Annotated in this window: 14 protein-coding genes; 5 read left to right on the top strand and 9 right to left on the bottom strand. The window is 71.6% G+C overall.

Going from position 1 to position 13,684, the window contains the following annotated elements:
- Positions 1-2: 2 nt before the first annotated feature.
- From map to NYP07_RS05300, 6 genes are read right to left on the bottom strand one after another with little or no spacing between them, the layout of a single operon-like run.
- Positions 3-866 (bottom strand): type I methionyl aminopeptidase, encoded by an 864-nt coding sequence (gene map, locus NYP07_RS05325; protein ID WP_268148546.1) that lies wholly within the window; start codon positions 864-866, stop codon positions 3-5.
- Positions 835-2,295: an efflux transporter outer membrane subunit gene (locus NYP07_RS05320; protein ID WP_268148192.1), complete on the bottom strand. Its 1,461-nt coding sequence runs from the start codon at positions 2,293-2,295 to the stop codon at positions 835-837. Before NYP07_RS05320 ends, map begins: the two co-directional genes overlap by 32 nt.
- Entirely contained in the window at positions 2,292-3,332 is a 1,041-nt protein-coding gene (locus NYP07_RS05315; protein ID WP_268148190.1) for an HlyD family secretion protein, read from the bottom strand. The genes NYP07_RS05320 and NYP07_RS05315 overlap by 4 nt, the downstream gene beginning before the upstream one ends.
- Positions 3,329-3,538 (bottom strand): DUF1656 domain-containing protein, encoded by a 210-nt coding sequence (locus tag NYP07_RS05310; protein ID WP_268148188.1) that lies wholly within the window; start codon positions 3,536-3,538, stop codon positions 3,329-3,331. Before NYP07_RS05310 ends, NYP07_RS05315 begins: the two co-directional genes overlap by 4 nt.
- Positions 3,528-5,624, bottom strand: a complete 2,097-nt coding sequence (locus NYP07_RS05305; RefSeq protein ID WP_268148186.1) for an FUSC family protein — start codon at positions 5,622-5,624, stop codon at positions 3,528-3,530. The genes NYP07_RS05310 and NYP07_RS05305 overlap by 11 nt, the downstream gene beginning before the upstream one ends.
- Before the next feature lie 10 nt (positions 5,625-5,634).
- On the bottom strand, positions 5,635-6,570 hold the full coding sequence (locus NYP07_RS05300) for a LysR family transcriptional regulator (protein ID WP_268148184.1): 936 nt from the start codon (positions 6,568-6,570) through the stop codon (positions 5,635-5,637).
- 395 nt (positions 6,571-6,965) lie between these two features.
- Here NYP07_RS05300 and NYP07_RS05295 point away from each other — a divergent pair, with 395 nt between their 5' ends.
- Positions 6,966-7,310, top strand: coding sequence for a hypothetical protein (locus tag NYP07_RS05295; protein WP_268148182.1), 345 nt, complete (start codon positions 6,966-6,968; stop codon positions 7,308-7,310).
- 102 nt (positions 7,311-7,412) lie between these two features.
- Here NYP07_RS05295 and NYP07_RS05290 read toward each other — a convergent pair whose 3' ends face one another.
- Positions 7,413-8,237, bottom strand: coding sequence for an undecaprenyl-diphosphate phosphatase (locus tag NYP07_RS05290; protein ID WP_268148544.1), 825 nt, complete (start codon positions 8,235-8,237; stop codon positions 7,413-7,415).
- Positions 8,238-8,358: 121 nt separating this feature from the next.
- Here NYP07_RS05290 and NYP07_RS05285 point away from each other — a divergent pair, with 121 nt between their 5' ends.
- From NYP07_RS05285 to NYP07_RS05275, 3 genes are all read left to right on the top strand, one after another.
- The gene (locus NYP07_RS05285; RefSeq protein ID WP_268148180.1) at positions 8,359-8,994 is read left to right on the top strand and encodes a TetR/AcrR family transcriptional regulator; all 636 of its coding nucleotides are present in this window, start codon (positions 8,359-8,361) and stop codon (positions 8,992-8,994) included.
- A 59-nt stretch (positions 8,995-9,053) separates the two neighbouring features.
- Entirely contained in the window at positions 9,054-9,707 is a 654-nt protein-coding gene (locus NYP07_RS05280; protein ID WP_268148178.1) for a protein-L-isoaspartate O-methyltransferase family protein, read from the top strand.
- A gap of 145 nt (positions 9,708-9,852) precedes the next feature.
- On the top strand, positions 9,853-11,202 hold the full coding sequence (locus tag NYP07_RS05275; RefSeq protein ID WP_268148176.1) for a TolC family outer membrane protein: 1,350 nt from the start codon (positions 9,853-9,855) through the stop codon (positions 11,200-11,202).
- A 21-nt stretch (positions 11,203-11,223) separates the two neighbouring features.
- On the opposite strand, the gene NYP07_RS05270 is transcribed toward NYP07_RS05275, so the two are convergent.
- On the bottom strand, positions 11,224-11,733 hold the full coding sequence (locus NYP07_RS05270) for an Lrp/AsnC family transcriptional regulator (protein WP_268148174.1): 510 nt from the start codon (positions 11,731-11,733) through the stop codon (positions 11,224-11,226).
- 108 nt (positions 11,734-11,841) lie between these two features.
- On the opposite strand from NYP07_RS05270, the gene yedA reads away from it, so the two are divergent.
- The gene (yedA, locus tag NYP07_RS05265; RefSeq protein ID WP_268148173.1) at positions 11,842-12,750 is read left to right on the top strand and encodes a drug/metabolite exporter YedA; all 909 of its coding nucleotides are present in this window, start codon (positions 11,842-11,844) and stop codon (positions 12,748-12,750) included.
- Here the strand turns inward: yedA and NYP07_RS05260 are convergent.
- Positions 12,722-13,582 (bottom strand): MBL fold metallo-hydrolase, encoded by an 861-nt coding sequence (locus NYP07_RS05260; protein WP_268148171.1) that lies wholly within the window; start codon positions 13,580-13,582, stop codon positions 12,722-12,724. The two genes, yedA and NYP07_RS05260, sit on opposite strands and share 29 nt — an antisense overlap.
- Positions 13,583-13,684 lie beyond the last annotated feature (102 nt).

The following is a 13,684-nucleotide window of genomic DNA, read 5'->3' as shown; positions in this document are numbered from 1 at the left end:
GCTCAGACCGTTGCGGCGGCGCTGGCCTGCGTGATGAAGGCCGGCGGCGGCGGGCTGCCGGCGGACAGCGTCATGACCTCGTAGCCGGTCTCGGTGACGAGCAGCGTGTGCTCCCACTGGGCCGACAGCGAGCGGTCGCGGGTGACGATGGTCCAGCCGTCGCCCATTTCCTTGATCTCGCGGCGGCCGGCGTTGATCATGGGTTCGATCGTGAACATCATGCCGGGCACCAACTCGTCCAGCGTGCCGGGGCGGCCGTAGTGCAGCACCTGCGGCTCCTCGTGGAAGACGCGGCCGATGCCGTGGCCGCAGAACTCGCGCACGACGGAGAAGCCGGCGTTCTCGGCGAAGGTCTGGATGGCGTGGCCGATGTCGCCCAGGCGCGCGCCGGGCCTGACCTTGGCGATGCCCTTCCACATGGCCTCGTAGGTGAAGGCGCACAGCCGCCTGGCCGCGATCGACCCCTCGCCGACGACGAACATGCGGCTGGTGTCGCCGTGCCAGCCGTCTTTGATGACGGTGACGTCGATGTTGACGATGTCGCCGTTCTTCAGCGGCTTGTCGTTCGGGATGCCGTGGCAGACCTGCTGGTTCACGGACGTGCAGATCGACTTGGGATAGGGGATATAGCCCGGCGGGCAGTAGTTCAGCGGCGCGGGAATGCCCTGCTGCACGTTGACGATGTGGTCGTGGGCGAGCTTGTCCAGTTCGTTGGTCGTGACGCCCGGCTTGACGTGGGGCGTGAGCATGTCCAGCACCTCGGACGCCAGGCGCCCGGCGATGCGCATGCCCTCGACATCGGCGGCGGTCTTGATCGTGATGGCCATCGGCCGATTATCGTGGCTGCGCGTCGGGCGCCTGGGCAGTGCCGCTGGATTCCCACCCTCCGCCCAGGGCGAGGAAGACCTGCACCTGGTCCCGGGCGATTTCGGCTGCTTCCGCCGCCAAGGCGATGTCCGCGACGGCCAGCATCTGGCGCGATTCCAGCGCCGTCGCCAGCGGCCGGCGCCCCGCCTCGACGTAATGCTGCTGGTCCTGCGCCAACGCGGCGGCCTTGTCGCGTGCCTGCCGCAGCGCGGACAGCCGTTCCAGGTCGCGCCGGTAGCGGCTGAGCGCGGACTCGACCTCGGCGAGCGCCTGCAGCACCACGCCGTCGAAGCGGGCCAGCGCGGCCTGCTGGTCGGCCTCGGCCATGCGCACGCGTGCCCGCGAGCCGGCGTCCGGGATGCGCCAGCTCAGCAGCGGCCCGAGGCCGAAGGCCTGGGTCGCGGGTTCGCCGAGATGGCCGGCCAGCCCGAGCGCGCCCAGCGACGCACCGAAGCTGATGCTGGGATAGAGCTCGGCCGTGGCCACGCCGATGCGCGCCGTGGCCACGGCCAGCTCGCGCTCCGCCTGGCGCACGTCGGGGCGGCGCTTCAGCAGCGCGGCGCCGTCGCCGGCGGGAATGGCCTGGGCCAGCACGGGAGGCGCGGCGCAGGCGACCTGCTGCGGCGCCAGCTCCTGCGGCGTGTGCCCGAGCAGATAGGCCAGCCGGTACAGGCCCGCCTCGCGCTCCGCATCGAAGCGCGACAGCGCGGCGCGCTGGGTCTCGACGAGGCCCTGGGCCTGCAGCACGTCGGCACGCGCGGCGCGCCCTTCCGCTTCCAGGCGCTCGGCCAGGGCCAGGCTGCGTTCGCGCAGCGCCAGCGCGTCCGTGGCGGCGCTCCGCTGCGCCCGCGCATGGCAGACCTGCAGATAGGCCTGCGCCACCTGCGAGACGACGCTGATGCGCGCCAGGTCCCGGGCCGCCTCGACGGCCTGCAGGTTGGCCTCCGCCGCCTCCTCGCCGCGCCTGAGCTGGCCCCACAAGTCCAGCTGGTAGGAGGCACCGACCACCAGCTCACCCTCGTTCATGACGGGCAGTTGCTCCGGCAGCAGGAAGGCCTCGCCCGATTCCCGGGCGCGTTTGAGGCCGCCCTTGACGCCGCCGTGGGGCAGGTGCTCGGCGTCCACGGCGGCGACGAGGGCGGCGGCCCGGCGCAGGTGGGCCGTGGCCACCCGCAGCGAGGTGTTGGCCGCTAGCGCCTCCTCGACGAGGGCGTCCAGCTCGGCGCTGCGATAGAGCCTCCACCAGCCGTCCGGCAGCGGTGCCGCGTCGGCGGCGGGGGCGATGGCCTGGGCGAAGGCCGTCCCGGCCGCGGGCCGCCGGAGGGCGGCGGTCTCGGGCAGGTGGTAGTCGGGGCCGACCGTGGTGCAGGCGGCCAGCGCCGCGGCGGCGAGCAGCGGCAGGCGGCGCAGGAAGGAACTGCCGATCATGACTGGCCTTGCCGGGCGGCATGGCCCTGGGTAGGCGCGTCGTCGACCACCGACACCGTGGCGGTCCGGCCGATGACGGGGCGCTGGCTGGCGGGCCAGTCGTCGATGGCGATGCGCACCGGCACGCGCTGCGCGAGCCGGACCCAGTTGAAGCTCGGGTTCACGTTGGGCAGCAGGTTGGCGCCGCTGGAGCGGTCGCGGTCCTCGATGCCGGCGGCGATGCTCTCCACGCGGCCGCGCAGCAGCCGGCCCTCGCCCATGAGCTGCAGCGTGACGGCCTGGCCGGGGTGGATCTTCTGCAGCTTGGTCTCCTCGAAATAGCCGTCGGCGTAGACGCCGGCTGCATCGACCATGGACAGCACGTAGCGCCCGGCGCTGACGTAGTCACCGACGTGGGGGGCGTTGTCGTTGAGGTAGCCGTCGACGGGGCTGCGCACGGTCGTGCGTTCCAGGTTCAGCTGCGCCACGCGCACGGCGGCCTCGGCGGCGGCGCGCGAGGCGTCCGCGGCCGCATGCGCCGCCTCGGCCAGCGCGACGGCCGCCTCGGCCTGCTGGACCTTGACGTCGCCCTGTTCCAGCGTTTCCTGCGCCACCAGGCCGGACAGCCGGTGGCTGCGATCCGCCTCGCGGCGGGCCTGGGCGAGCTGGGCGTGCTGGTTGTCCAGCGCGGCCCGGGCCTGGGCCGCGCCGGCGCGCGACTGGGCCAGCGCGGCCCGGGCCTGCTCCAGCGCCAGCGCGAAGCGGGTCGTGTCGACCTGGAACAGCACGTCGCCGCGTGCGACGCGCTGGTTGTCGTGGACGCGCACCTCGGTCAGCGGCCCGGAGACGTCCGGTGCGACCTGCAGCACGGTGGCGCGCAGCCGCGCGTCGCGCGTCCAGGGCGCCTCGGCGTAGCGCTGCCAGACGTCCTTGAGCGCCACCAGCGCGACGAGGGAGATGCCGGCCGTGACGAGCACGGGGGCGGTGCGGCGCGCGAACTGGAGCGCCCGGCTGCGGGCGGCGTTGCGCAGCCGCGTGGCGGGGAGTTTTCTTGTCATTGGAACCATCCGGCCGTCCAGCGGACCGCGACCTGGAGTGCGATCATGAAGACGGAAACGTTGAAGAGGGCGCGGTGCCACACCCAGCGGTAGAAGGGCGTGCGGCTCAGCAGCGCCCGCAGGGCCGTCGAGGCCAGGTAGGCCATGGCCAGTGGCAGCGCCAGGGCCGGCAGGTAGATGCCGTAGAAGCTCAGGTCACCGATCATTCGTCGAGGGTTCCGGCAGGCGCGGTGGAGGGGTGGGAGGGAGCAGGGCCAGCTCGATTTCCATCAGCGCGTGCAGGGCTTCCTGCGGCGCGTCGGCCGCGTCGTGGCTGACGGCGCCGAGGGCGGCGGCCAGGCGGCGCGCCAGCGTCAGGCGCGTGGGCAGTGCGATGGAGACCGGCGTGCGCAGGCGACGGCGGTAGTGGATCTCCAGCGCGTCCAGGAGGCGCTGCACCGCCAGGCGTGCCGGCGCCCGCAGGCGGTGCCGCAGGCGCTGCAGCAGCGCCGCGCTGAGGCCGATCCGCAGCTCGGCCAGCCCTTCGGTCCCCTGCGCGCCGCTGCTGGCGGCCAGGCGCGGCATCATCTGCCCCAGCCGGTCGATCATGTGGGCGCGCAGGCGGTCGTCGTCGCCGCGGTGCCGGCCCGCCGCCGTGCGGGCCAGGTCGTTCCAGGCCGAGCGCAGCAGCCGGTGCGCGCTGAGCCGGGCGCCGAAGGGCCGCGCCAGCTGGGTCCAGACCAGCGCCCAGATGCTGCCGGCAATGCCTGCCACGCAGCCATTGGCCAGCGGCATGAAGTCCGGGTGGTAGGCGTCCGCGACGGCCAGGTTCAGCGTCACGGTGACGCTCAGGCCCAGCGCCAGCGCGGCGAAGGCGGGCCGCGCCAGATAGCTGCCGGCCACCAGGAAGAACGGCGCCAGCACGAGGGCCAGCGTGACGAACTCCTGCGCCGCCGGCAGCGCGCAGAACAGCAGCACCGCGCCGACGACCAGCCCCAGCGCGTTGGCGAGCACGAAGTTCAGCTGCATCGCCAGCGGCTCGTCCTGCAGCGCGAAGAAGCTGGCCGTGACGGCGCACATCACCACGGCGCTCGCGCCGTCGCTCCAACCGCTGAAGATCCAGAACAGGCAGGCCAGGAAGGTGGCGCTGCCGGCCGTGAACGCGGCGTAGGCCTGCAGGCCGCGATCGTGGTGATGGACCTGGTGGTGCCGGCGCCAGCGCGTGAAGGCCGGCTTCCAGCCGTCGGCCCAGCGGCCGTCGGACAGCATCTGCTGCAGCGAGCGGCAGTCCTGCCAGAGCTGCACGAGGCTTTCGAGGCGGCGCAGCACGTGGCGCAGCTGCAGGCCGCGTGGGTCGCCGCGGGCCTCGGCTTGGGCGAAGGCGTGCAGGCGCAGCAGCAGCGTCGCGCTGGCGCCGCCGGCTCCGGCCGGCAGCGGCGCGCGCATCCACGCGCAGACGTCGTCGAGCAGTGCGGCCACGAACGCGGGCTCGCCGGCCGGCGACCGGCGCAGCCCCGCGACCGCGTCGCGCAGCGAGCCGAGGATGGGCAGCAGCGAGGACAGGCGCAGCCGCAGTTCGCGGGCGATCCTGACGGCGTCGCGGTTGTCGCTGTCGTGCCGGAGGTGGTTGATGAGCTGGTCCAGCGCCAGCACGTCGCCGGCCAGGCGATGCACGCTGACGGCGCGCCGGGCGGCGGCCTCGCCCAGCAGCACGCCGGCCGTCCAGTCGGCCGCGTCGTCGAACCAGGCGGAGAACCGCCCTTCCAGGGCCGGCGCGGCCCGCCCCGGCAGCACGAGGGCCGAGACGAGCGCCGCGCAGGCCGTGCCCAGGAAGATTTCCTCGCAGCGCGCGACGGCGATTGCGAACACCTGCTCGGGCGCCTGGACCACGGGCAGCGCGATCATCGGCAGCGAGATGGCCGACAGCATGTAGACGTAGTTGCTGGGCATGCGGTCGCGGAACGACAGCTGCAGCAGCACGCCGACCCAGGTGGCGATGAACAGGCTCAGCAGCATCGGCGTGTCGACCAGCAGCGGCACGACGAGCACGGCGATGAAGGCGGCCAGCAGCGTCCCGATCAGGCGGTAGAGGCCCTTGGACTGCGTGGCCCCCGTCAGCGGGCTGGAGACGACGTAGGCCGTGGCCATGGCCCAGTAGGGGCGGGGCAGGCCGGCGGCCAGGGCCAGGTAGAGCGCCAGCATGGCGGCCGCGAAGGTCTTGGCCGACGTCAGCCACTCGTCCGCGGTGGGCAGCTGCGCCCGGAGGCGGTCGGGCACGAGGCGCCAGTGGTCGAGGAATGAGGCGGCTTCCATGGAAGCAGGCTCACTGCGCATCGGCCAGCGGCGCCCAGGGGTCGGTGGCGCCGCCGGGGAAGACTTCGAACAGATAGTCCAGGAAGGCCCGTGTCTTGGCCGGGACGTACTTGCGGGTGGGCATGGCCGCGTGCAGCGAGATGCGATAGAGCCGCCAGCCCGGCAGCACGCGCACCAGCCGCCCCTCGGCGAGCGGCTGGGCGGCCGCATAGCTGGGCAGCGGCACGATGCACAGGCCGGCCAGCGCGGAGGACAGCACGATGTCCATGCGTCCGGTCGTCAGCGGCGGGTCCTTGGGCGTGAAGCGGAAGCCCGTGGCGGCGGGATCCGACGCGTCGGGGTGAAGCACCATCTCCTCGCCGGGGTGGTTCGTGAGCAGTTCATGCTCCATCAGGTCGGCCGGCCGGGCGACGGGGCCGAAGCGGGCGATGTAGGCGGGCGCGGCGCAAAGGATGACGTCCGAGCAGGCCAGCTGCCGGGCCACGAACTCGCCGTCGCCGGGGGCGCCGCGCGAGGCGATCAGGCTGACGTCGAAGTTCGCGTCCAGCGACTCCACCAGGCCCGGCGACGACAGGCTGACCGTCAGCGCCGGATAGCGCCGCCGGAACTCCACCAGCAGCGGGGCGATCTGGCTGGTGGCGAAGGCCGATGGCGCGACCACCTTCAGCACGCCGTTGACGGCCAGGCTGCTGGAGCGCACGGAGGCGTCGGCCTCCTCCAGCTCCGACAGGATGCGCCGCACGCGCTCCAGGTAGGCCTCGCCCGCCTCGGTCAGCGCCATGCGCCGCGTCGTGCGGTTGATCAGGCGCACGCCGACGTGGGCCTCCAGCTCGTTGATCAGGCGCGTCACGGCCGAGGGGGCGAGCCCCATGTCGCGGGCCGCCGCGGCAAAGCCCTGCAGCTCGACGACGCGACAGAAAGCCTTCAATGAGTGCAGCCGGTTCAAGGTGGATCCTCTTTCTCGCCCGTGGGAGCAAGGCCACCGACGCCCGCCACTCGCACGCCTGGCAACGGTCCAGGACGGCGAGATGACTCTAGGTTCCGGGGCAGGGCAGGGCAATCGGCCGGGGCAGAACGAAGACTTCTGCAAATCGCAACAATCGCCGGCCGCCGGGGCGCCGGGTTGTTGCAGTAGTGACAACTGCGGCGCGGCGAACAATGCGCCGGCAACAGTGCGGACTCCGATATTTCTGCCGCTTGCAATGGTTCATTGCCTCGGGCGGCCTTTTTCGCGGGTGGACCGAAACCTACATTGACCTCGACGACAGCAATTGCCCGGACACGACAAGCGCTAGCGCCATTTCAAAGTCTGTTCAACCCACCACCGATCGAGGACCCATCATGCTCAAGCAAACCATCGCCGCCGCCACCCTGGCCGTCATCGCCACCGTCACGCTGGCCCAGGGTGACGCCCGCTTCACCCGCCAGGCCGCGCCCGAGGTCGCGGCGACCCGTGCGGAGGTCCTGGCGGATCTGGAGATCTACCGCCTGTCCGGCCTGGAGCGCTACGACCGCCTGGAAAGCCCGGATTTCGGTTCGCCCGCTTACCGCGCCGCGCTGAAGCGCTACCAGGATCTGCGCAACTCGCCCAAGTACGCCGAACTGGTCCGCACCAACGCCAGCCGCCTGGGCGAGCGCGTGGAACTGGCCGGGCAGGCCGCGCCGAGCGGCAGCGGCGGCCAGTAAGCCGGCGTCGTCGGCCCTGAAACGGCTGCTTCGGCCAGCCTGCGGTCGCTGAAGCAGCCGGGGTTCACGCCGCCTCCCAGCGGCCAGCCCTGAGGTCGACCTTCAGTCGGCCCAGACGACGGTGCCGGTCGCCCAGGTCGCCAGCACGACGATGCCGAAGGCGATGCGATACCAGGCGAACGGCACGAAGGTGTGGCTGGACACGTAGCGCAGCAGCCAGCGCACGCAGGCCCAGGCGGCCAGGAAGCTGACGACGAAGCCGACCGCGAACATCGGGAAGTCGGCCATCGACAGCGCATGGCGCTCCTTCCACAGGCTGTAGCCGCCGGCCGAGATCAGCGTCGGGATGGCGAGGAAGAAGGAGAAGTCGGTCGCCGCCTTGCGCGACAGGCCGAGCAGCATGCCGCCGATGATGGTGGCGCCCGAGCGGCTGGTGCCGGGGATCATGCCCAGGCACTGCACGAAGCCGACCTTGACCGCGTCCAGCGCCGTCATGTCGTCAACGCTCTGGATGCGGGGCCGCGGCTTGGCGACCTTCTCGACCCACAGGATGATGAAGGCGCCGACGATGAAGGCGCCGGCCACGACGGGGGCGTTGAACAGATGGGCCTTGATGGCCTTGTAGACGGTCAGGCCGACGATGGCTGCCGGCAGGAAGCCGAGAAATATGTTCAGCACGAAGCGGCGCTGCTTGTCGCTGCTCGCCAGGCCGGTCAGCGCCTCGCGGATGCGCGCCCAGTAGACGATGAAGACGGCCAGGATGGCGCCGCTCTGGATCGCGATGTCGAAGACCTTGGACTTGGCGTCGGTCAGCCCCAGCAGGCTGCCGGTCAGGATGAGGTGGCCGGTCGACGAGATCGGCAGGAACTCGGTCAGCCCCTCGACGATGCCCATGACGGCGGCTTTGATCAGCAGGATGACATCCACGTAAAGGCTCCAGGCGAACTCGATAAAGCGGCGCAGTGTAGCGAGCGCGTTTGTCATGGTCTTGCGGCTGGCTGGCGTGGCCGGATACATTACTGACCCTCCGGTCATTAACTCCGCCGCCTTGAGCACCGCCACCCCTCGCCAACGCCGCAAGGACGCCCGCCCGCAGGAGCTGCTGGCCGCGGCGCTGGACCTCTTCGTCGAGAAGGGGTTCGCGGCCACGCGCAGCGAGGAGGTGGCCGCGCGCGCCGGCGTCGCCAAGGGCACGCTCTACCGCTACTACCCGAGCAAGGAAGAGCTGTTCAAGGCCGTCGTGCGCGAGAACCTGGGCGTGCACATCGCCGAGTCGGCCGCGCTGGCCGCGCAGTACGAGGGCTCCATCGCCGAGCTGCTGGCGCAGATGATGCAGGCCTGGTGGGGCAAGGTCGGCGAGGGCAATGCCGGCGGCATCAACAAGATCATGCTGGTCGAGGCCAGGAACTTCCCCGAGCTGGCGCAGTTCTACGTGGACGAGGTCATCGCGCCGTCCAAGGCCCTGCTCGGCGGTCTGGTCGAGCGCGGCATCCGCGCCGGCGAGTTCCGCGACGTGGCCGTCGAGGCCACCGTGCACATGCTGATCGCACCCATGCTGCACCTGATGCTGCACGAGCATTCCTTCGGCGACTACGACGCCTGCGCGCCGTCCATGGGCGCGGCCGAAATGCTGGACGCGCAGATGTCGCTGCTGCTGCACGGCCTGCTCGCGCGGCCGGGCTGAGAGGGCCTGGCCTCTAGAATTTTGGTTTTCAGCCCGCCTACCGCGCCCCGGAGAACAAGATGAACCTCGAACAAGCCCGCTTCAACATGATCGAGCAGCAGATCCGCCCCTGGGACGTGCTCGACCCCGGCGTGCTGGAGCTGCTGCACTTCGTGCACCGCGAGGACTTCGTGCCCGAGGCACACCGGGCCCAGGCCTTCGTCGACACCGAGCTGCCGTTGAGCGCCACGCGCCGCATGCTGGCGCCCAAGGTCGAGGCCCGCCTGCTGCAGGAGCTCAAGCTGCAGCGCCACGAGAAGGTGCTGGAGATCGGCGCCGCCACCGGCCATCTCGCGGCCCTGCTCGGCCGCCAGGCCCAGCGCGTCATCGCGCTGGAGGCCGATGCCGGCCTGGCCACCCAGGCCGCGGCCAACCTCAGGCGTGCCGGCGCGCTGAACGTGACGGTGCTGAACCAGGATGGCGCCGCCGGCCTCGCGGCCGAGGAGCCCTTCGACGCGATCCTGCTGTCCGGCTCGGTCGCCGAGCTGCCACAGGCGCTGCTGAACCAGCTCAAGGTCGGCGGGCGCCTGATCGCCATCGTCGGCACCGGGCCGGTCATGCGTGCCGTGCTCGTCACGCGCACCGGCGCGGGCGAGTTCCGCCGCGTCGAGCTGTTCGACACGGTCGCCGGCCGCCTGCCGGGCTTCGCCGAGGCCCCGGCCTTCAGCTTCTGAGGACCTGCCGGCATGCAGCCCATCGCCCCAAAACGCCGATTGCCGGCCTCGGGGGCGCAGGTCGTCGCATGCCTTCGGTCACCGGAGCGCTTTGCGTCTATAACCCCGGCCGCTGCTTAAATCATTGCTCCAGCCAAGGAATTCCATGCCCTTCGTCCATGCCCGCCGCCCGACCCTGCAACCGCTGGCCATCGCCGCCGGCTTCCTGTTCGCCGGCGCGGCCCAGGCCCAGAGCCTGCAGGAGCTGTACGACGCCGCACGGGGCTATGACGCCACCTACCTGGCCGCCAAGGCCTCGGCCGATGCCGCGGCCGCGCGCTCGGCCCAGGCCGATGCGCTGCTGCGCCCGACGCTGGGCCTGTCGGCCACCGGCACGCAGGCGCGCACCGAGCCGCCCAGCGGCCCCTCGGGCGTCAACAGCACGACGCTGACGGCCGGACTGCAGGGCAAGTATTCGGTCTACAACGCCGCCAACACGCCGAGCATCGACAAGGCCCGGCGCGGCTATGCCGTGGCCCAGGCCGACCTGGAGACGGCCGAGCAGGACCTGATCGTGCGCCTGGCCACGGCCTATTTCGACGTGCTGGCCGCCAAGGACGCGCTGACCACCTCGCAGGCCAACAAGGCCGCGATCGCCGAGCAGCTCGCGTCGGCCAAGCGCAACTTCGAGGTCGGCACCGCCACCATCACCGACACGCGCGAGGCCCAGGCTCGCTACGACCTCGCCGTGGCCCAGGAACTGGCCGCCGACAACGACCTGCGCGTGAAGCGCGTGACGCTGGACCAGTTCGTCGGCCGCGTCGGCGTCCAGCCCAAGGGCCTGGCCACGCCGGTGGCCCTGCCGGCCCTGGCCAGCGACAACGTCGACACCTGGGTCGCCACGGCCGACGACCAGCACCCCGGCATCCGCAAGGCTCGCCTGGGCCTGGAGGTGGCCCAGCTCGACACGCAGATCGCCCGCGCCGCCGAGAAGCCCACGCTGGACGCGAGCGCGACGCTCGGCGGCCAGAACCTGCACAACAGCCTGAACGGCCCCGCCTCGGTCGCCTCGGGCGTCGGCACGACGAAGACGGCCAGCGTCGGCCTGACCTTCACCTACCCGATCTACACCGGTGGCCTGACGCAGAACCGCATCAAGGAGACCCTGGTGCTGGAAGACAAGGCGCGCAACGACCTCGACTTCGCGCGCCGCAGCGTCTCCGAGGCCACGCGCCGCGCCTTCTTCGGCGTGCAGTCGCTGAAGGCCCAGGTCAGCGCCTTCGAGGCGGCCGAATCGTCCACCAAGCTGGCGCTGGAGGCCACGCAGCTGGGCTACAAGGTCGGCGTGCGCGTCAACCTCGACGTGCTGAACGCGCAGACCCAGCTCTACACGACCCAGCGCGACCTGGCCAAGGCGCGCTACGACGTCGTCGTCAACAGCCTGAAGCTGCGCCAGGCCTCGGGCCAGCTGCGCGCCGAGGACGTCGGCGCCGTCAACACGCTGCTCGTGAAGTGAGCCGCCGCGCGGCGGCCGCGATCAGGCCCCGCCGCGGCGAGGTTTTTTCTTGGCGGCTGCGGGTTGAAGGGCCGGTGCCGTCGCTGCCGTGGCCAGCGGCTTCAGCGGCGCCTGCTCGCGCAGCACCCGCAGGATGATGGCCGTGGACGTCGGCGTCTGCCGGCAGAAGCGCGCCAGCAGCGCGCTCAGATGGGCCACGTCGCGCACGGCGATCTCGAGGATCCAGCTGTCCTCGCCGGTGACGCCGTAGGCCGTCAGCACCTCGGGGCTGGACGCCAGCGCGGCCAGCAGCGCCGGCTCGTCGGTGTTGCCGATGCGGATGACGGCACGGATGCCATAGCCCAGCCGGCCCGCGTCGACGACGGCGCGGTAGCCGCGGATGACGCCGCCGTCCTCCAGCTTGCGCACGCGCTCGGTCACGGCCGGCTGGCTCAGGTGCACGCGGCGGCCCAGTTCGGCCATCGTCAGCCGGGCGTCGGCCTGCAATTCGGCAAGGATGCGATGGTCGTGGCTGTCCAGCTCGATGGGCATGAAAATCTCCACAAACTGCCTTGATGTCCAGCAATCCTAAGGCGCTTCGGCATTGCAACCTTGAAGAGCCCATGTCGCGAACGGGCTGCAATTCCTACGATGCCGGCCATGAACACGACGACGCTGCCGCTCAAGACCGCCCCCATGCTCAGCACCCGGCTGCTGTTCTGCCTGGCCGCCACCTGGCTGGTCTGGGGCTCGACCTATCTCGCCATCAAGGTCGCGCTGGTCAGCCTGCCGCCCTTCCTGCAGATGGGCAGCCGCTTCCTCGTCGCCGGCGCGCTGCTGGCCACCTGGATGCGCTGGCGCGGCGCGCCCTGGCCCGGCCGCAGGCAGTGGCTGCATGCCCTCGTCATCGGCGGGCTGATGCTCGGCGGCGGCATGGGCGGCACGGCGACGGCCGAGCAGACCGTCGGTTCGGGCCTGGTCGTGGCCTTCATCGCGGTGATGCCGCTGATGATTGCCGGCCTCAACCTGCTGTGGGGCGAGAAGCCGTCGCGGCTGGAGTCCCTCGGCATCGCCTTCGGGCTGGTGGGCGTGCTGCTGCTGACCCAGGGTCAGGGCTTCGGCGCGTCGCCGACGGGGCTGGTGGCGATCAGCGTGGCCTGCGCCAGCTGGGCCGTGGGCAGCGTGCTGTCGCAGCGGGTCTGGCCGCTGGCGCCGGGCGCGATGGGCTTTGCCAGCGAGATGCTGGCCGGCGGCGTGGTGCTGATGGGCCTGAGCCTGCTGCACGGCGAGGCGTTGCCGGAACGCATCGAGCCGCAGGCGCTGTGGGCCTGGGCCTATCTGGTCGCGTTCGGCTCCCTCGTCGCCTTCAACGCCTATATGGTGCTGCTGGCCGAAGCCTCGGCGGGCCTGGCGTCGAGCTATTCCTTCGTGAATCCGGTCATCGCGATGCTGCTGGGCGTGATGCTGGCCGGCGAGCAGATCAGCGGCCACGAATGGCTGGCCGCCGGCGTCGTGCTCGTCGGCGTCGTGCTGCTGCTCATCAGGCGCGCCCGTTCGGCAGCGCGTTGAGCGGGATGCGCAGATAGGCGACGCCGTTGGCCTCGGCCGGCGGCAATTGGCCGGCGCGGATGTTCACCTGCAGGGCCGGCAGCATCAGTGCCGGCGCGCCCAGCGTCGCGTCGCGGGCGCGGCGCATCGTGACGAACTCGGCCTCGCCGACGCCGTCGCGCATATGGATGTTGGCGGCGCGCTGCGCGGCCACCGTCGTCTGCCAGCGCGCCTCGCGGCCGGCGGGGTAGTCGTGGCAGACGAACAGCCGCGTCTCGGGCGGCAGGGCCAGCAGGCGCTGCATCGAGCGGTAGAGCTGGCCCGCGTCGCCGCCGGGGAAGTCCGCGCGGGCGCTGCCGAGGTCGGGCATGAAGAGGGTGTCGCCGACGAAGACGGCGTCCTCGACCTGGTAGGCCAGGTCGGCCGGCGTGTGGCCGGGCACGAGCAGCGCGGTGGCCTCGATGCCGCCGATGTGGAAGCGCTCGCCGTCGCCCAGCAGGCGGTCGAAGCCGTCGTCGGCCACGGGCCGGTTGAAGAGTCGGCCGAAGGTGGCCTGCACGCCGCGGATGTGCTCGCCGATTGCGATCAGGCCGCCGGCCTGCTGCTTCAGATAGGGCGCGGCGGACAGATGGTCGGCATGGGCGTGCGTCTCCAGCACCCATTGCAGGTTCAGCTCGTGCGCGTGCAGATGCGCCAGCAGCGCGTCGGCCGAGCGTGTGGACGTGCGGCCGGCGGCGGCGTCGTAGTCCAGCACCGGGTCGATGACGGCGGCCCGACGGGTGGCCGGGTCGTGCACGACATAACTCACCGTGCCGGTGGCGGGGTCGTGGAAGGCTTGGATGGCGGCGGGCATGCGGCGGTCCTGAAGGTCGGGTGCTTTCATTATGTTGGCCGGGCCGAAATCGATGCCTTTCGATCCCGACGCGCGGCGCGACGGCAGGAGGATCGGGCGGGT

This window comes from Pelomonas aquatica (genome assembly GCF_026712205.1).
GTDB lineage: Bacteria > Pseudomonadota > Gammaproteobacteria > Burkholderiales > Burkholderiaceae_C > Pelomonas > Pelomonas aquatica.
This window is presented reverse-complemented; position numbering and strand designations above follow the sequence as displayed.